The following is a 17,044-nucleotide window of genomic DNA, read 5'->3' as shown; positions in this document are numbered from 1 at the left end:
GCCGGGCCGCGTGTCGCCGGGCTACACGGGGGTGCGCAGCAGGCAGAACTCGTTGCCCTCGGGGTCGGTCAGCACCTGCCAGCTGTTGTCGCCCTGGCCGATGTCGGCGGGCTTGGCACCGAGTGCGAGCAGCCGGGCCAGTTCGCCCTCCTGGTCCGAGCCGATCGCCGGGCTGACGTCGATGTGCAGCCGGTTCTTGACCGTCTTGCCCTCGGGGACCGGCTGGAACAGGATCGTGGGCAACGATCCGTCGGGCGCGTTCAGTTCGATGTCCTCGCCTTGCACGGTGAGGTCCCAGTCGAGCACTCGGCGCCAGAATTCGGCGAGGGCGGGCACGTCGTTCGCGTCGACGACGAGTTCGGAGAACACGGCGGCCATGGTGGCTCCTGGGTTCGGGATGGGTGAGGCGGACCCGGACGGGTGATCGCTCACTGGGGCGGCAGCGCGCGGACCACCTGTCCGAATCGCGCGGATCCGGTCAGCGTGGCGTGCTCCGGCCCCTGCCAGTTGACCTCCAGCTCCTCCAGGATGCCCTCGTGCCACCAGAACATCCCGGTGGACAACGGCTGCTGATCCCGGGTCAATCCCTGTGCGGTCTTCAGTACGAAGCCGGCCATCCCCACGGTGCGCTGCGAGGTCAGCGGCAGCGCGAGCAGGCAGTTGTCCACCGGCAGCGAGACCAGCGCACCCGCGCGCAGCGGGTCCCCGATCGCCTCGCCGAGCCGGAACAACTGGGCGGAGCCGGGCCAGCCCTGGCCGAGCAGCGAGTGCAGCGTGCTGCCGGTGGAAATCTCCATCGGCGTGCCGCCGTAGCCCTCCATCCGCAGGTTCGTCGCGGCCTGGAGCCAGACGTCCTCGACCGCCATGCCCCACTGCTGCACCATCGGCGTCTCGACCGTGACGGCGGCGCCGTCCGGGCCCTTGACACACGCCACGGCGACGATCTCGCCGCGCTCGCCCAGCGGCCACACCATGCCCTGCATCCCCAGGTGCGGGCCGGGTCGGCTGATGATCAGCCGCAGGTCCTGGCGGATGCGATCCGGTGGCGCGCTCATCAGCACGCCGCGCACGTCCTGCCCCCAGGCGGTGTTCTGCGGGCTGCGGGACTGGCGACGAAACAGCGCCACGGGAGGCTCCTCGTGCGGGTGGCGGGCGGGCCTGACAAGTCATAGTCAACACCCCCCGCCCGGCGCAACATCAGCGGGCACGACCACCCCCGCGGCGATCCCGGTCGGGGCTCGACCGGGACTTCCTCTCCGCACCGACGAGTCACATCATCGGACGATGGAAATCAAGGGCTGGGCGCTGGTGCCGGAGATGGCCGGGAAGTACCGGACCGGCTACGTGCGCGTGAAATGGCCGTTGGCCAGGCTACGGATCGAGACCGGTCTGATCGGTCTGCGAAGCCGCCCGGCTTGGGTGACGACCGCGTTCAACGGCGAGCCGTTGGCGGTGAGTTCACCGACGGACATCGAAGTGGTCTTCGCGAGCGTCGGGACGCTGCGGCTGCCCCTGGTGGGCCTGCGCACGGCCACCGGGCTCACGTACTGCTTCGGGCCCGGTCGTGGCACCTACTTCCGGGCCTCCCGCCGCGTGGCCGAAATCCTCGACCTGTGCGAACTGGAGGGCTTCACCGTGTCCCGGGAGGCCCGCAGGCTCGACCTGACCGGATGATCCGCCGGGCCCGCGCTCGGGCGCCTCACGCCTGGCGGGTCGGGAGGATGACGATCTGGCGCAGGTTGACGTGGCGCGGTCGGGTCGCCACGTAGGCCACCAGGTCGGCGACGTCGGTTGCGGACAGGCTGCCGATCGTGTCGAACATGGCGCCGAGTTGGCCCGATTCACCCAATTCGGCGTTGTCGATGTGCGAGCCGAGCTCGGTGTCGGTCAGGCCCGGCTCGATGTTGGTGACCCGGACGTCGCGCGGGCCCAGTTCGCTGCGCAGGGACGCGGACAGGTGGCTGAGCGCGGCCTTGGTCGCGCCGTACACCGCGTAGTTCGGGAAGGTCACGTGGGCGCCGATCGAGGAGATGTCGACCAGGTCGGCGGGCCGCCCGTCGGCCGCGGCGGCCACCAGGTCGGCGGTGAACGCGCGGATGATCCGCAGCGCGCCGGTGACGTTGGTGTCGATCATCCGGGTCCACTCGTCGATCCGGCCGTCGTCCACCGGGTTGGGCAGCATCACCCCGGCCGAGTTGACGACCAGGTCGACCCGGCCCAGTTCGGCGCGGATCCGGGCCGCGCCGGCGTCCACCGACTCCTGGTCGGTGACGTCGACCACGACGGCGAGGGCGGTGCCGCCGGCGGCGTCGATCTCGGCGGCCAGGTCCTTCAGCCGATCCTCGCGGCGGGCGAGCAGCGCGACGTGCGCGCCCTGGGCGGCGAGCAGCCGGGCGGTCTCGGCGCCCATGCCGCTGGCGGCTCCGGTGACGACGGCGATCCGACCGGCAAGCGTGGTGTGGCTCATGGGAGGGCTCCAGTGGAAGCGGGGCGGGGCGTGTTCCCCGCCGACTCACCCCACCTTGCCGGTGCCCGCGAGACGCACCCAGACCCCGCGTTTTCCTGGGTCTGCTCGTACCACCTTCGGGGCCGGGGCGACCACGCGCGCCGCCGGACGCGGTGCTGCTCGGCGCGGGATCGAGCGCACGCCCTAAGGTCTTGGGGCATGAGCAACGCGTCGTTCGAGCAGCTTGGTGACTTCCTGCGTGCGTGTCGGGCCCGGGTCGCGCCCGAGGCGGTCGGGCTGCCGGTGTTCGGGCGCAAGCGTCGGGTGGCCGGGTTGCGGCGCGAGGAGGTCGCGCAGCTCGCGGGCGTGAGCGTGGACTACTACGTGCGGCTGGAGCAGGGCCGGGGGCAGCACGTCTCGGATGCCGTGCTGGACGCGATCGGACGCGCCTTGCGGTTGGATCCGACCGAATCCGAGCACATGTGGGATCTGGCCCGGCCGACCCGGGCGGGTGTGCGGCGGGTCGCGCCGTCGACGGTGCGGCCGGGCGTACAGGTGCTCCTCGATCGCATCGACGCGCCCGCGTTCGTGCTCGGGCCGTGCATGGACGTGGCGGCCTGGAACGCGGCGGCCGACGCGGTGATGGGGTTGAGCGCGATGGCGCCGCACGAGCGCAACATGGCGCGGCACACCTTCCTGTCGCCGGACGCGGGGCGCTTCTATCCGGATTGGGAACGGGTCGCCGCCGATACGGTCGCGTTCCTGCGTCTGGACACCGCGCGGCACGCCGCGGATGCGCGAATGGCCGCCCTCGTCGAGGAGTTGACGGCCGGCAACCCGCGCTTCCGGCCGTTGTGGGACGCCCACCAGGTGGCCGAGAAGACGCATGGCAGCAAGCGCCTGCGGCCCGCCGACGGCAGCGTGCTGGACACCGCCTACGAGAGCCTGTCCTTCCCCGGCGACCCCGACCTGCTGCTGATCGTCTACACGACCGCGCCGCGCCCGGTACGCCCCGGCATCGAGCCGGCGGCGACGGCCGGCCGGGCCTGAACCCGGCCCGGCGGCACGCCTACGCGGTCAGTTCGCGGTCCAGCGGGACGCGGAAGCGGGGTGTCACGCAGGTGCCTGCCAACCATGCGGCGTGGCGGGCGACTTCGGCCTCGATCGCCTTGGTCGCCTCCGGCGGGAGGTCGGCGACCAGTGCCTGCCAGACCAGCTCTCCGTCCGCCCGGGTGGCCCATCCGCCCACGACCCGGCCGTTCCACCACACGGTCGGGCCGATGTTGCCCATCCGGTCGAACAGGCGCTCGCGCAGCTCGGGCGTGATGTACCAGTCCCGTGCCTTCCAACCCATCGGCGTGGCGTCCAGCGCCGGCAACAACGCCGCCCACGGCTCCGGTGTCGGCCCCGGCTCCTCGTCGCCGGGCAGTACGTAGCCGACGCTTCCGTCGTCCAGTGCGACCTCCACCGCGCGCACCGCCGCGAGCGCGTGTCGGGTGTCGGTCATCGTCCAGCCGGTCCACCACTTGAGGTCGTCCACCGTCCCGGGGCCGAACGCAGCCAGCCAGCCGCGCACCAGTTCGGCCTTGGCCTCGGTCTTCCCGATCTCCGGCAACGACGGTGCGATGGCGTAGCGGAATCGGCTGGACAACCACGACCCCTGCGGCCGGGCCCGGACGATCCTGCCCTCGCAGGAGAGGGTGAACAACAGCCGCGTGGACACGCCCTGGTTCGCCTCGTACGGCTTGCCGATCGCCACCCGGATCTGGGTGCGCAACTTCGGTACCACCTCGCCCAGTTGCATCGCCGTCGCCTCGCCCAGCCCGGTCAGCGCGGCCACGGTGGCCTCCTCGACCTCGTCCAGCCACGCCTGGTCGTAGCCACCCGACGCCAGGAACTGGAGCATCACCCGGCGCTGCGTGATCGCGACCGCGTCGGTGCTGGAGCGCTGGACCACGTGCACGATCTCGCGCGGGACCACGTAGACGGTGCGCCGCATGCCGGGCATCCGGACCAGCGACTTGTCGTCGTAGAGCGCCCGTTCGACCTCGGTCGACGACGCCTCGGCCAGGCGCGCGCACAGGGACAGGTAGACCGTGGCGGGGTCGGTGGCGTGCAGCAGGAGCACGGCCCGGGCCGCGTCCTCCGCGTTCGCGGCTCGCGCGCCGGGCGCCAGGCGATGCCGAATGCCCAAACGCGCTCGTCGTTCGTCGTCGCTGATCCGTGGCAACGCAGTGCTCATGCGCCGACCATAGGGGTCCGGTCCGACATGTGGCCGGGAATCATACGGCGCGGCGATTCCGGATCGTTTTACCGTGGCGGGTCGGTACACGGAAGAATCGAGTACCGAGTAGCGCGCACCGAGTTCCTCCCCCGTACCACCGCACGTCCGTGTGAAGGAGTCACCATGCCGTCTGCGGGATCGTCCCGATTCGATTGGCGTCGAATGACGCTCGCCCGCAGGGCGGCGAGCGCGGGTGGTCCGCGCCCACCGAAGGCCGGGAACGGTCTGGTGATCGGGGCGGTGATCATCGGGGCGATCGTGCTCCTGGCCTGGTGGTTGTTGTCCTCCGGCGGGAGCGACAACGGCAAGAAGTCGGCCGCCGCGACCGCGCTGCCCAACGCGTCCGGATCGGCGAATCCGTCCGCGCGCACGAGTGGCTCCTCGGTGCCCACGCCCACCTCGACGGCCAAGATGGCGGTCATCGCGCGCCAGTCGATCGGCCTGGAGATACGGGAGAAGCCGGGCAAGGGCAAGACCGTCGCCGAGGTGAGCGCGGGCACCAAACTGACCGCGACCTGCCGGGCCAAGGGCACCAACATCTACGGCTGGCGTGGTGGCAAGAGCGATCAGTGGGTGCTCGTGACCACCGGCCAGGGCACCGGCTACGCGCCCGAGGCGTGGTTGGAGACCACCGGCTCGGCGAAGGACCTGCTGCCCGTCTGCTGAGCCGCCGGCGCGGGCCCGGACCCCCGGGTGGATCGGGCGGATCGGGCCGACCGCCGGCCCGGCGCCCGTTCGCGGCCGATCAGCCACGGGCTCAGCGGGGTCCGCGCGACCAGCCAGGCGAAGCCGGCGGCCGCGACGGTGACCACGGCCGCCAGGACGGCGGTGTCGACGGCGGGCGACCAGGGCAACGCGGCGGCGAATCCGTTCAGTTCGAGCAGTCGCAGGATCATCGGGTGCACCAGGTAGACCCCGAAGGCCAGTTGCGCGCCGCGCGCGGCGGCGGGCCGACTCGGGATCGGCGTCCGGGCTCGTTCCCAGCGGCCGGCGACGGCGTACAGCGCGAGCACCGCGACCGGCCCCCACAGCAGGCTCGCCGGCTGGGTGGCGATCGAGGCGGTCGCGGTGTCCCGGCCCGCGGCCACGGTGTGCCGGTACCACGCGTAGGTCAGCGCGAGCGTCGCGAGCGTGCCGACCGCGATGGTCCTGGTGTGCCCCAGGACCCAGGCGTGGAAGGCGTCCAGGTGCACCGCGGCGAGCGCGCCGGCCAGCACGAAGAAGCCGTAGGTGGGCAGCAGCATGCCGCCGTGGACGCGATACCACTCCAGCGGCCCGCTCAGCGGCGTGGGATGGAACAGCACCACCAACGCCGCGAGTTGCCCGAGTCCGGCGATCGCGAGGAGCAACACGTGGCGACCGGCGCAGGCCCGGACGAGCTTGACCAGGAGCGGGAGCAGTACGGCGATCTGGAGCGACACGAGCAGGAAGTACAGGTGGTACCAGGATCCGCCCCAGACGATGCCGCCGCGCAGATCGCCCAGTGCGCCGGGCAGGTCCTGTCGGATCCGCACGTGGTCGCCCAGCACCCAATAGGCGGTGGACCACAGCAGATACGGCACGCCCAGGAGCTTGAACCGCTTGCCGAGAAAGGCCCCGACCCGCAGTGGGCGGCCGTAGGCGCTGTGGAAGAGCACGAACGTGCTGACGAAGAAGAACACCGCGCGCGTCGAGTGCAGGACGAGCTGGGTGAAGGCCGGGCCCTCGCCCGGGAACGGGTAGGTGACGCCGATGACGTGCACCACGATCACGCACACGAAGGCGATGTCGCGCATCAGGTCGACCCGGTGCAGATGCGGCCGGCGACCGGTGCCGCGCGCGTCGGTCGGTGCCGGTGCCGGTGCCGATGCCGGTGCCGGAGCGATCGTCGGGCGGAGGTCCCGGGCCCGCTTGTCGTGGGTGCCGAAGGAGATGGCCATCACCAGGCGCCTGCCCCGAAAGCGGCGATCACCTCGCCGCGGGCCCGCCGATTTCGCCCGGGTGCGACGGGCGGTCGCGCCCTCCGAGCGGGGTGCGAGCCGGATCGAACCGCAGGACGCGGGGTGCCACAACGCGGAAAGTCCATGTAGGCAGCATGGACGTGCTACATGAGCGAATGATTAAAGCGGCCCCGAAGACCCCTTGACGTTGCGTCAGGTTCGGGCAAAATCCGCCGACGCGCACCGGGCCCGGTCCGGCGGACAGACAGGGCCCGGTGCGTGTCGGCGGCCGGATCGAAGGGTGAGGCGGCGGACGTCGGGCGGGGTTCGGGCCGGATGCCGCTCAGCCGCCCGGCTGGGGATCCGGGACGAACACGGCGCGGTCCCGGTGGAAGGTCATGGTGCCGGCGGTCGAGCCGTCCCAGCCCAGTCCGGCGGGTTCGTAGCGCTTGCTGACGGTGGCCCACCACAGGTTGGAGGTCATCACGTGGCCCACCTCGTCGAGGTAGGCCCGCATCCCCGGTTCGCCGCCGTGCGGCCCGGCCATGATGCGATCGCACAGGTCGAGGAACTTGCGTTCGGTGGCGTCGATCAGCCCGCAGATCTTGTTCATCGCGCCTTCGAGGTCCAGCCCCTCGGCCTCGCCGAGGTAGTAGACCAGGTTCACCCGGTCGTCCATGACCAGTTCCTTGCGATACGAGACCAGGTCGTTGATCAGCGTGTATCCGTCTATCGCGGTGTCGTGCAGGGCCACCATCTCGGCGGTGCGAAACGCCTCCTGGGACAGTGCGACCCCCGGGACGCCCTCCTCGGCGAAGCCGAACAACCAGCGCACGCCCAGGCTGTGCCGACGGTCGTCCATGTAGGTGTCGTAGTCGGATATGCCGGCGTCGCGCCAGCTCTCCAACTCGGTGGTGAAGCCGTGCGCGAAGTCCTCCATGTAGGAGACGAAGCGGATCCAGCGGGCGGGCGGCATGCGCTCGCGCAGCCAGGAGAAGTCCTCCCGCAGAGGGGTCGAGCCGTCCCCCCAGCCGAGCAGGTCGGACATGAAGCGGCCGAAGACGTTGCGGGTGGCGAACGAACTGCCGCCCAGCCCGGCCTTGTCGACCAGGCTGTTCTCGATGCCGATCAGGTAGTTCATCACCTTGGCGGTGGTCAGGGCGAGTTCGTAGTCGGCGTGTGGCACGGACAGCGCCACCAGCAGCGTGCCGTCCACGTTCTTGTCGATCCGAGCCGCGTCGCCGGCATACGCGAAGCCCAGATGGCGGTGTGCCCACCAGCGGGATTCGCGCATCAGCCGGTCGGTTTCCGGATGGAACGTCATCGGCAGGAGGTTCGCGAGCTTCGGCAGATGGAAGCTGATCGGGAGGTCGACGACGGTGGGTGTGCTCACGCCGGGCTCCTTTCGCCGGTCTGCGTCGGAGTGTTCCTGCCCCCGCCGCGCGATCCGGCGGTGCCGGGTGCGGGGGCGCGCAGAGTCGTGGGGTGTGCTGCCGACCGGCCCGGGCCGCACGGGCTGCCCGGACGGCGGTGCGATCGCAGGGCCAGTCGATTGCCGAGGTGACCCAGGGCCAGCAGGGTGAAGTGGTCGGCCAGGCACGGGATCACGTACAGGAACGGTCTGGTGCCGAGCATGTCCGGCACCGACTCGATCCCGCCGTCGCCGCGTTGCGCGCCCAGCAGGTGCTCGACGCCGCGCGCCACCGGGCGCGGGTCGCTTTGCCGACACAGCGCGATCAGGGCGTACGCGGTGCTGATCGCGTCGCTGGGGTCGCCGGGTTGTTGGCCCCAGCCGCCGTCCGGGTTCTGCCCCTCGCGGATGGCGCCGAGGGCCCGCTTGACGGTGGCCCGGTAGGCGTCCGGGCCGCACGCGTCGATGGCCAGCAAACCGCGGAAGATCGCGTGGAAGCGGCTGCGGCTCCAGTCCGGCTCGAACGTGCCGTCGGGGCGCTGCGCGGCGGCCAGGAACCGGCGTCCGGCGGTGATCCGTTGCACGTGTCGCGACGAGCGTACGCTCAGCGCGTTGACGGCGGCGGCGGTCATGCACGCCTCCGAGGGCGCGCCGGTGATGTACGTGGGGAATCCGCCGTCCGGGCCCTGGTAGGACCACAGGGCGCGGAGGCCGAGGTCGATGGTGCGCCGGTAGCGCACCGGGTCCGTCGTGTGCAGGAACTCGATCGCCACCGAGGTGTCGTCCACGTCGGCGAGTACCGCCGCGTCGGTGTACGACCAGCCGCCGTCCGGTCGTTGGCCCGCCGCGAGGTGGTCGCCGATCCGCCGGCGGACCTCGTACGGGGCACCGGAGGCGTCCAGCGCGATGCCCGCGGTGACCGCACACCACGTGTCCGTGTCGGTCACGAACGGCACCCCGCCGTCCATGCGTTGGTGGGCCAGCGCCTTGGCCACGCCGTTGACGAGCAGCGCGTCCAGGTGCGGGCGGTCGGCGAGGGCGTGCAGCACCAGCAGGTGCACCAGGAGGTTGCCTTCCCAGACCCCCGAACCCTGCTGGGTGTCCAGGAGCAGGCGCAGTTCGGCCGGGGTGATCTCGTCCGCGTGGCCGGTGAGGTCGGCCAGCGCGACCTTGAGCGCGACGGTCTGCACGTGCGCCCACGGGTGCAAGTTGCCGGTGTCGAACGCTCCCGCGTCGAAGGGCCGTCGGGCGGCCCGGCGCGGTGGGCCCAGCAGGGCCAGGACGGTCTCCAGCATGACCCGCTTGCGCACGTTGAGAAACGCCGGCGCGCGTTGCAAAAAGCGGTCGAGCACATCGCCCGCATCCTGCTCGGAGGGCTCGCCGACATGGCCTGAAGCAATCGTTGCCAGCAATCGATCGAGGGGTTCGGCACTGTCCAGGCGATCGGTGAGGAATCCGGCCACCCGACGATGGTGATCGGCCTCTATGCCGGTGCGCTCCAGAAGGCGCAACAACAGTGCCGATTCGAGCACCCGGCTTCGACACGGACCGCGCACCGCGCCGTCGGGGCGGACCGAATCGGCGACGCGTCGACGCAACCGAGCCGTGGCCACCGGCAGTTCGGGGACGAACAATTCCGCAGGCCACCCCGGCAACCGGGTGTCTCGCACGCGCATCGGTCAGCGCCTCCCCCACACGTCCTGTCGCAAGCTGTGCCGTGCTATCCGGTGTACGGGTATGGCGCCGAGCGGGCAATGGGTACTGCGGTCGGGGGGACTCGGCGCGGAATGCGCGCCCCGGCAAGTGGAGGACCCCCATCGCTCGAACCGGGTGTGTCCTCAACACGAAATCACCCGAAGGCGTGAATGCGGAAGCCTGTACTCGTTTGTTGTCTGAATTGGTGAGTAATCGCCATCAAATGTGCTGGAAATGAACGGCTATTGACGGCACTTCAGACCACCGGGAGCAGCCCTTCGAGTCCGGGAGCGGTCCTGGTGGGCGCGAATTCGACAACGTCGTACGCCGCCACGCCCTCGCGTCGGAACGGATCCTCCGCCAACAGCGCGTCGAGCGCGTCCCGATCCGCGGCGCGCGCCAGGATCACTCCGCCGGTCCGCGGCACCCGACGACCGGAGGCCACCAACGCGCCGGCCGCATAGTGGCGGTCGAGCCACTCCAGGTGTTCGGGCATGAGCGCATCGACGTCCTCGATGGGGGCGGTGTAGGTCAACGTGATCACGAACATGCCCCGATCGTAGGGCGTGCCGGGGGCCGGCCGAGGGGGGGTTGTGCCCATTCGGCACGCATCGGTCCCGGGCGGACGCCCCGATCCCGCCCGGGTGCGCGGCGTGGGCGCCGTTGCCGCCGCCTTGTTCGAGCGGGGTCGGTTGGGCCATTCTCGGCACATGATCACTCCCGAGACCAAGAGCTGGACGTGGGTCCTCGAGTCGGCCTGTCCCGACTGCGGCCTGGACACCCCGGCCGTCCCGCGTACCCGGGTCCCCGCCCTGACCCGTGCCAACGCCGCCGCGTGGCACGAGTTGCTCGTCTCCGGTGGCGAGGAACTGCGCATCCGGCCGAATCCGGACACCTGGTCGCCGACCGAGTACGCGTGCCATGTCCGCGACGTGTTCGTGCTCTTCGACGAGCGCCTGCGGCTGATGTTGACCCGGGACGCCCCGGACTTCGCCAACTGGGACCAGGACACGACGGCGGTCGAGTCCCGCTATGCCGAGCAGGACCCGGCGGCGGTCGCGGTCGACCTGGTGGCGGCCGGTGCCACGCTGGCCGACGCGTTCGCGGCGGTGACCGAGGAGCAGTGGGCCCGTACCGGCAACCGCAGCGACGGCATGGTCTTCACCGTCGAGTCCTTCGCGCGCTACTTCATCCACGACCCGATCCACCACCTGTGGGACGTCACCGGCGTCCCGGCCGGCTGACCTCGCGGCACGTCCGCCCCGACCGGATGGGCGGCCGACGAGCGAGTTCCTACCGTCGGGTGAGTTCCTCGCCCAGCGCCTCGGCCACCGCGTCGCGGACCGCCGACTCGGTCGGTGTCGCCCGGCCGGTTTCGGCGGCGAGTTCGGCCAGGGACGTCATCGTGGTGTCCGGGAGGGCACACGCGGTGAACGTGGTGAAGGCGCTCAGGTCGGGGTCGATGTTGAGCGCGAAGCCGTGGCTGCTGACGCCGCGTCGGATCCGCATCCCGATGGACGCGAGCTTGCGGTGGTCCGGAGTCCAGATGCCCACCAGGCTCGACGCGCCCGCCGGGGTCTCCCGCCGGATCGCCGGGAAGCCGAGTGTGTCCAGCGCGGCGAGCAGGCCGTTCTCCACCCGCCGCACCAGATCGCCGGGCCCGAGCGCCCGCACGTTCACCACCAGGTAGCCGATCAGTTGGCCGGGTCCGTGATAGGTCGCGTGGCCGCCGCGGTCCACCTCGACCAGCGGGATCGGCGACGCCGGATCCGGGAGGTCGGTGACCGGGGTGCGTGCGCTGTACGTGATCACCGGCGGGTGGGTGAGCAGGAACAGCCGGTCGGGAGCCGACTCCTGCTGCCGCTCGGCGACCCAACGGTCCATCTCGACCTGCGCCGTCGGGTAGGCCACCACGCCCAGGTCGACCCGCAACGGCGTGGTCGTGTTCCGGATGCCCTGCTCGTGCACGCGCCGACCTCCTAGGCGGTCGTCGTATCGTCGGTGCGGCGCCAACGCATCGCGGTGGCGAAGGACAGGTCGACGAAGTCCGCGCCCGGGAAGACCTCACCGTAGCGGTCCCGGTACTGCCCGCGGGTCAGATAGTGATCCGACATCAGGTGGTCCAGCCAGGCCGCGCCGGTGCGGAAGCGGTACAACCACCAGGCGTCCCGGGCACGCATGCCCCGCAGGTCGCGGGCCAGTTCGCGCGCGGCGCCGGCGATGTACTGCCGGCGTGTCGCACCCGGCACGGTGGCCACGTTGTCGACCAGGACGATCTCGCCACCGGGTCGCACCAGCGATTTCAGGTGTGTCAACGCCGCGCCCAGGTCCGGGAGATGGTGCAGGGTGCCCATGCTCAGCACCAGGTCGAAGCCCTCACCGTCGTGCACGTCGGTGAGCGAGGCGACCCGGTAGCGGACGCGCTCGTGCGGACGTCGGACCCGCGCGACCTCGATCAGCGGCGCGCTCACGTCCGCCGCCAGCACCTCGACATAGGAGCCGGCCAGGGCCAACGCGTGCCGGCCGGAGCCGCAACCGGCGTCCAGCGCACGGCCGCCGGTCAATTCGAGCCCGGCCAGCCACTCGCCGAGGGGGTCGCACAGTCCCGCATAGCGGTCGTAGTCGCCCGCGAAGGCGTCGAAGAGCCGGGGGTCGGCCTTGAGCGGTTTCATTGACTTGGTCAAGAATGGCTTGCGTGTCCCGAACCACGTACGGGTCCCGAACCAGGTGCGCACCGCGGACCAGGCACGCGCCCCGAACCGGCCGCCCGACGCCGCACGTTTCGCGTCGGCCGGCTCGCGGCCGGCCGCCCGGTCGACGATCGGGCGATTCGCCCCGATCAGTGCCACCGGAACGGCATTTGCACCCATTCGTTCCCCGGTTGCCCGGTCCGACGCCGTGCGACTCGAAGCCCTTCGCCCCTCAATCATGCCGAGGATGACGCCCCCATGTCCTTCGTACTCGTCGACAAACCCCGCCCGCACATCACGCTCATCACCCTCAATCGACCGGACCGCATGAACGCCATGGCTTTCGACGTCATGGTCCCCTTTCGTGAGGCGCTGGAAGCCGTGAGCGCCGACAACGATACGCGTGTCGTCATATTGACCGGCGCGGGGAGGGGCTTCTGCTCCGGTGCGGATCTGGAGAATTCCGGCCGGATCCCCGGCATCAAGGGGTTGACCCGAACCAGCATCGCCCGTCGCTCGATGGAGATCCTGGACGACGTGATCCTGGGGCTGCGCCGGATGCATCAACCGGTGATCGGCGCCATCAACGGCCCCGCGATCGGCGGCGGCTTCTGTCTCGCCACCGCCACCGACATCCGAATCGCCGCCGACACGGCCTACTTTCGGGCAGCCGGCATCAACAACGGACTCACCGCGAGCGAGCTCGGAATCAGCTATTTGCTCCCCCGGGCGATCGGGTCGTCTCGGGCATTCGAGATCATGTTGTCCGGACGGGACGTGGACGCGACCGAGGCCGAGCGGATCGGACTGGTGTCGCGCGTGGTGTCGGGCGAGAAGTTGCTCGACGACGCGTACGAACTCGCCGAGCGGATCATCGGGTTCAGTCGAGTGGGGGTGGAAGTGACCAAACGGTTGCTGTGGTCCGGCATGGAGGCCGGCAGCATGCACTCGCACATGGACCACGAGGGGCACGCCCAGTTGTACGTGCGCCTGACGACGCAGAACTTCGAGGAGGCCATTCGGGCCCGCAAGGACAAGCGGCGGCCGGAGTACAAGGACTGACGGACATTCGGACAGAGCTTGAGGCCGCCTTCGGCCGACCGGCGGCGACCTCCGGCGGAAGTTCAGCCGAAAGGCTGACGGATATTCAGCCGGATGCGGGCGTGACGTCGACCCGATGTCGGTGTCACATGTCCGTAATTACTTGGTCCGGACTTCACACGTTGAGTGAATGTTGAACATGTGTTGACCGGGAACGGGCAAGCTCAGGCTCATAGTGCGGCGGTCCGGCCGGATCCGGCGGGGCCGCCGCCCACACCGCGGGGGTGTGAGCGAGATGCGAGGAGAGTTTCCGTGCTTCACGGAAGGAACGACGAACTGGCCGCCGTCACGGCACTGCTGCAGCGGACGCGCGCCGGTGACGGCGGAGCGGTCGTGCTGCGCGGGGCCGCGGGGACGGGCAAGACGACGCTCCTGGCCGAGGCGATGTGGGAAGCGAAGGGGATGACCGTCCTGCGGACGGCCGGCCCGCGCGGCGGCGGCGCCCTCCCCTACACCGGGCTCCGCCAACTCCTCGCCGGCCTGCACCCCAGAATCGGCCGCCTCCCGCACACCCGGGCCCAGGCCCTGCGCACCGCACTCGGCCTGGCGCCGGGCGCGGCCGACCGCGGCGTGGTGGCCGCGGCGGCCTGCTCACTGATCCTGATCGCCGCCCGCGAACAGCCCGTCCTGCTCCTCGTCGACGACACCCACTGGCTCGACGCGGCCTCCGCGGCGGTCGTCTCCTACATCGCCGGCCGCGCCGAGGGCCTCCCGATCGCCGTCCTGCGCGCCACCCGCGAAGGCGCGAGCGGGGCGCCGAAGCCGACGGAGGGCGGGAGCGAGGGCACGGCGGACGCGGCATCGTCGGTCGACGACGCGGCCGGCGCGGACACCGTCGCCGCCGACCTCGACGAGCCGGCGACGAACGTCGCGACGCCGAGCGAGGCGACTCCCGACCGGGACGACCTCGACCCGAACCACGCGCGATGCACCGCGACCACGGACCAGCCCTCGGCACTCGAACACACATCCGACACGGGAACGTTCGAAGCCGGCACCACACCCGACGGCGCCGAGCGGGAGGGCGACCCGGAGTCGGTCGCCGCCCCGGGTGAGTCGGGCACATCGAACGGGTCGCCTGCCGAGCGGCCGATGTCGCCCGGGCGGGCCGCCGGAACCGACGTGTTCTGGGGTGCCGAAAGCCGGGAAAGCGGCAGCGGCGCGAGCGCCGGCCCCGTCCCGGGCGCGGACCGGCCCGTCGAAGCCGGGCGGGTTCCGCCGTCCTCGGAGACCGGCCGAAGCAACGGGCGCGACCACGAGCAAAGCGGCAACGGGACCAACGACGCGAGCGACGACCGGAGCAACGACCGGAACGACAACCGCAACGGCAACCCGCACAACAGCCGGCACGACGACCAAGGCAGCGGCCGGGACGGTGGGCGCGGTGCCGCCGCCGAGGCCGGGGCGCGTCGGGCGGGGTCCGGTGCGGCGGTCGCCGGTGGGGACGTGTCGTTCGCGGCGCTGCCGGAGGACGCTCGCCGCCTGCTCGCCTTGGCCGCGCTCGAACCGGCCGCCGACCTGGACCAGTTGGCCGTCGCCGGTCGCCGCATCGGGATCGGACGGAGTGCTCGGCTCGCGGTGCTGCGGGCCGGTCTGGTCGACGCCGCCGAACATCGGGTGCGCTTTCGAAACGCGGCGGCGCGCGAAGAGGTACGCCGCTCGCTCACCCCGGCGGAGCGCCGCTCGCTGCACGGGGCACTGGTCTACGCCGCGAGCGGGGCCCTGGCCTACCGGCGACCGTGGCACCTGGCCGCGCTCGCCACCGGCCCGGACGCCGACCTCGCCGCCGCCCTGGAGGCCGGCGCCGGCCGTACCCGCCGCGAACTCGGCGCGGGTGCCGCCGCCGCGACCTGGGAGCAGGCCGCCCGGCTGACCTCGGACCGCCCGGTCGCCCGCCGCCGGTACGTGGCCGCCGCGTACGCCGCGTGGGAGGCCGGCTTCCCGGCCCGCGCGCGCACCCTGCTGGACACCGCCGACGCGACCGACCTGGACGGCGTCGCCGACGAGGGCTCCTCGGCGCACTCGTCCGGCACCGCGATCCGGCTCCGCGCCGCGCTGCGGCATGCCGAGGGACATCGCTCGGAAGCGGGAGCGCTGCTCCTGGAGGCGGCGCACGGTCGCGCCGCGCTCCTGCTCGCCGCGACCGGCGCCGCCTGGGAGGCGGGTGACCGGGCCCGGACGACCCAGGCCCGCGCCGCCCTGTCCGCCCTCCCGCTGGCCGCCGACGACCCGCTGCGCACCGTCGTGGCCGCCCTCGGCGCCGACGGCGTCTCCCCCGCGATGGTGGCGCCGGCCACCCGGGCCCGGCTGTACGGCCTGGGCATCGCGCTGTGGGAGGTCACCCCGCTGGCGGTGCACGCGGCGGCCACCGACCAGGCCGCGTACGAGGTCCTCCTCGACGAGGCCGCGGTCCTGCGCACGCACGGCGCGCGCGGCGCCCTGGCCGCGGCACTGATGCCGCTCGCGGTCGCCGGCGCGCTGTCCGGGCGGGCCGTGGAGGCCGAAACGCACGCCGCCGAGGGCCTGCGCCTGGCCCGCTCCACCGGCCAGGGCACGCTGGCCGCCTGGTTCCTGGCCGCACTCTCGATGGCCGCGACCACCCAGGGCCGCATCGCCGAGGCCCGCGACGGCGCCTGGCAGGCCCTGCGGCTGACCGGCACCACGGGGCTCACCCCGGTCGGCGCCTACGCCCTCTACGCCCTCGCCGTCGTCGAACGCGCCGAGGGCCGCACCGAAGCCGCCTGCGAACTCCTCGCCAAGGCCCTGGCCGCACCCGCCGGCGCCCTGATGGAAGTCCGCATCCGCGCCGAACTCGCCACCGCCGGCCCCAACCGCACCGGCCTCGCCGCCCTCCCCCCACGCCCCACCCACCCCAACACCCCACCCCTCGCCCTCACCGCCCGAATCCCCCGCACCCCCCAACTGGCCACGGGCAGCGCGTAGGGAACACCTCCGGGGCGGCGGTGGTGGTGGCTTGGCAAGCGGGGTGGGCCAATGGGGGCGCGGGTCGCGGGCGCAGCGGGCGGGGTGGCCGGGGCCCGAGCGCAGCGGGCGGGGTAGGCGGGTCGTGAGCGCAGCAGGCGCAATGACCGGGCGGCGAGCGCAGCGCGTGGGTGGGGCTGAGTCGCGAGCGCAGCGAGCCGAAAAGCCCAAGACGCCAGCCGAACCCGACACCGGGGCCGGGGTCGCGAGCGCAGCGAGCGGAATGACCGGGCCGCGAGCGCAGCGCGTGGGCGGGGCTGAATCGCGAGCGCAGCGAATCGAGAAGCCGAAGACGCGAGCCGGACCCGACACCGGGGCCGGGGTCGTGAGCGCAGCGAGTGGGGTGGGCGGCTTTCGGCGATGCAGCGCTGCTTTTTATTGGGCGCCTTCGGCGCCGGCTCGCGAGGGGCCACTTTTTTGCTCCGTCGCGGGCTCCTCCACAAAAAAGTGGCCCCTCGCTCGTGACTTCGTGTCCCTGCGCTTCGCTCCGGGCCACGAAGTCAACGTTTTGCGGCT

General features: G+C 71.9%; 16 protein-coding genes. 6 read left to right on the top strand and 10 right to left on the bottom strand.

Going from position 1 to position 17,044, the window contains the following annotated elements; all coding sequences use genetic code 11:
- Positions 1-21: 21 nt before the first annotated feature.
- On the bottom strand, positions 22-378 hold the full coding sequence (locus ABZ374_RS17055; RefSeq protein ID WP_360311643.1) for a VOC family protein: 357 nt from the start codon (positions 376-378) through the stop codon (positions 22-24).
- Between the two features lie 50 nt (positions 379-428).
- A complete protein-coding gene (locus ABZ374_RS17050) occupies positions 429-1,127 on the bottom strand; it encodes a hypothetical protein (protein ID WP_360311641.1) in 699 nt (232 codons plus the stop codon).
- A gap of 157 nt (positions 1,128-1,284) precedes the next feature.
- On the opposite strand from ABZ374_RS17050, the gene ABZ374_RS17045 reads away from it, so the two are divergent.
- Positions 1,285-1,674 (top strand): hypothetical protein, encoded by a 390-nt coding sequence (locus ABZ374_RS17045; protein ID WP_360311639.1) that lies wholly within the window; start codon positions 1,285-1,287, stop codon positions 1,672-1,674.
- Positions 1,675-1,699: 25 nt separating this feature from the next.
- Here ABZ374_RS17045 and ABZ374_RS17040 read toward each other — a convergent pair whose 3' ends face one another.
- Complete coding sequence (locus tag ABZ374_RS17040) at positions 1,700-2,467, bottom strand: SDR family oxidoreductase (protein WP_360311637.1); 768 nt, start codon at positions 2,465-2,467, stop codon at positions 1,700-1,702.
- A gap of 198 nt (positions 2,468-2,665) precedes the next feature.
- On the opposite strand from ABZ374_RS17040, the gene ABZ374_RS17035 reads away from it, so the two are divergent.
- The gene (locus ABZ374_RS17035; RefSeq protein ID WP_360311635.1) at positions 2,666-3,496 is read left to right on the top strand and encodes a helix-turn-helix transcriptional regulator; all 831 of its coding nucleotides are present in this window, start codon (positions 2,666-2,668) and stop codon (positions 3,494-3,496) included.
- 19 nt (positions 3,497-3,515) lie between these two features.
- Here the strand turns inward: ABZ374_RS17035 and ABZ374_RS17030 are convergent, their stop codons facing one another.
- Positions 3,516-4,688, bottom strand: a complete 1,173-nt coding sequence (locus ABZ374_RS17030; RefSeq protein ID WP_360311633.1) for a winged helix DNA-binding domain-containing protein — start codon at positions 4,686-4,688, stop codon at positions 3,516-3,518.
- Between the two features lie 165 nt (positions 4,689-4,853).
- Between ABZ374_RS17030 and ABZ374_RS17025 the strand changes: the two genes are divergently transcribed.
- Positions 4,854-5,396, top strand: a complete 543-nt coding sequence (locus ABZ374_RS17025) for a hypothetical protein (RefSeq protein ID WP_360311631.1) — start codon at positions 4,854-4,856, stop codon at positions 5,394-5,396.
- On the opposite strand, the gene ABZ374_RS17020 is transcribed toward ABZ374_RS17025, so the two are convergent.
- The 4 genes from ABZ374_RS17020 to ABZ374_RS17005 form a co-directional block, all read right to left on the bottom strand.
- Positions 5,333-6,649 (bottom strand): acyltransferase, encoded by a 1,317-nt coding sequence (locus ABZ374_RS17020; protein ID WP_360311629.1) that lies wholly within the window; start codon positions 6,647-6,649, stop codon positions 5,333-5,335. The genes ABZ374_RS17025 and ABZ374_RS17020 overlap by 64 nt on opposite strands.
- 343 nt (positions 6,650-6,992) lie before the next feature.
- On the bottom strand, positions 6,993-8,042 hold the full coding sequence (locus ABZ374_RS17015; protein WP_360311627.1) for a hypothetical protein: 1,050 nt from the start codon (positions 8,040-8,042) through the stop codon (positions 6,993-6,995).
- Positions 8,039-9,736: a prenyltransferase/squalene oxidase repeat-containing protein gene (locus ABZ374_RS17010; protein WP_360311625.1), complete on the bottom strand. Its 1,698-nt coding sequence runs from the start codon at positions 9,734-9,736 to the stop codon at positions 8,039-8,041. The genes ABZ374_RS17015 and ABZ374_RS17010 overlap by 4 nt, the downstream gene beginning before the upstream one ends.
- A 275-nt stretch (positions 9,737-10,011) precedes the next feature.
- Entirely contained in the window at positions 10,012-10,305 is a 294-nt protein-coding gene (locus tag ABZ374_RS17005) for a YciI family protein (protein ID WP_360311623.1), read from the bottom strand.
- Positions 10,306-10,465: 160 nt separating this feature from the next.
- On the opposite strand from ABZ374_RS17005, the gene ABZ374_RS17000 reads away from it, so the two are divergent.
- Positions 10,466-10,999: a DinB family protein gene (locus tag ABZ374_RS17000; protein ID WP_360311621.1), complete on the top strand. Its 534-nt coding sequence runs from the start codon at positions 10,466-10,468 to the stop codon at positions 10,997-10,999.
- A gap of 49 nt (positions 11,000-11,048) precedes the next feature.
- Here the strand turns inward: ABZ374_RS17000 and lipB are convergent, their stop codons facing one another.
- Positions 11,049-11,723, bottom strand: coding sequence for a lipoyl(octanoyl) transferase LipB (gene lipB, locus ABZ374_RS16995; protein ID WP_360311619.1), 675 nt, complete (start codon positions 11,721-11,723; stop codon positions 11,049-11,051).
- Between the two features lie 11 nt (positions 11,724-11,734).
- Entirely contained in the window at positions 11,735-12,439 is a 705-nt protein-coding gene (locus tag ABZ374_RS16990) for a class I SAM-dependent methyltransferase (protein WP_360311617.1), read from the bottom strand.
- A gap of 264 nt (positions 12,440-12,703) precedes the next feature.
- On the opposite strand from ABZ374_RS16990, the gene ABZ374_RS16985 reads away from it, so the two are divergent.
- On the top strand, positions 12,704-13,507 hold the full coding sequence (locus ABZ374_RS16985) for an enoyl-CoA hydratase (protein ID WP_360311615.1): 804 nt from the start codon (positions 12,704-12,706) through the stop codon (positions 13,505-13,507).
- Between the two features lie 291 nt (positions 13,508-13,798).
- A complete protein-coding gene (locus ABZ374_RS16980; protein WP_360311613.1) occupies positions 13,799-16,489 on the top strand; it encodes an AAA family ATPase in 2,691 nt (896 codons plus the stop codon).
- Positions 16,490-17,044: the final 555 nt, after the last annotated feature.

This window comes from Embleya sp. NPDC005971 (genome assembly GCF_040629175.1).
Classification (GTDB): domain Bacteria; phylum Actinomycetota; class Actinomycetes; order Streptomycetales; family Streptomycetaceae; genus Embleya.
This window is presented reverse-complemented; position numbering and strand designations above follow the sequence as displayed.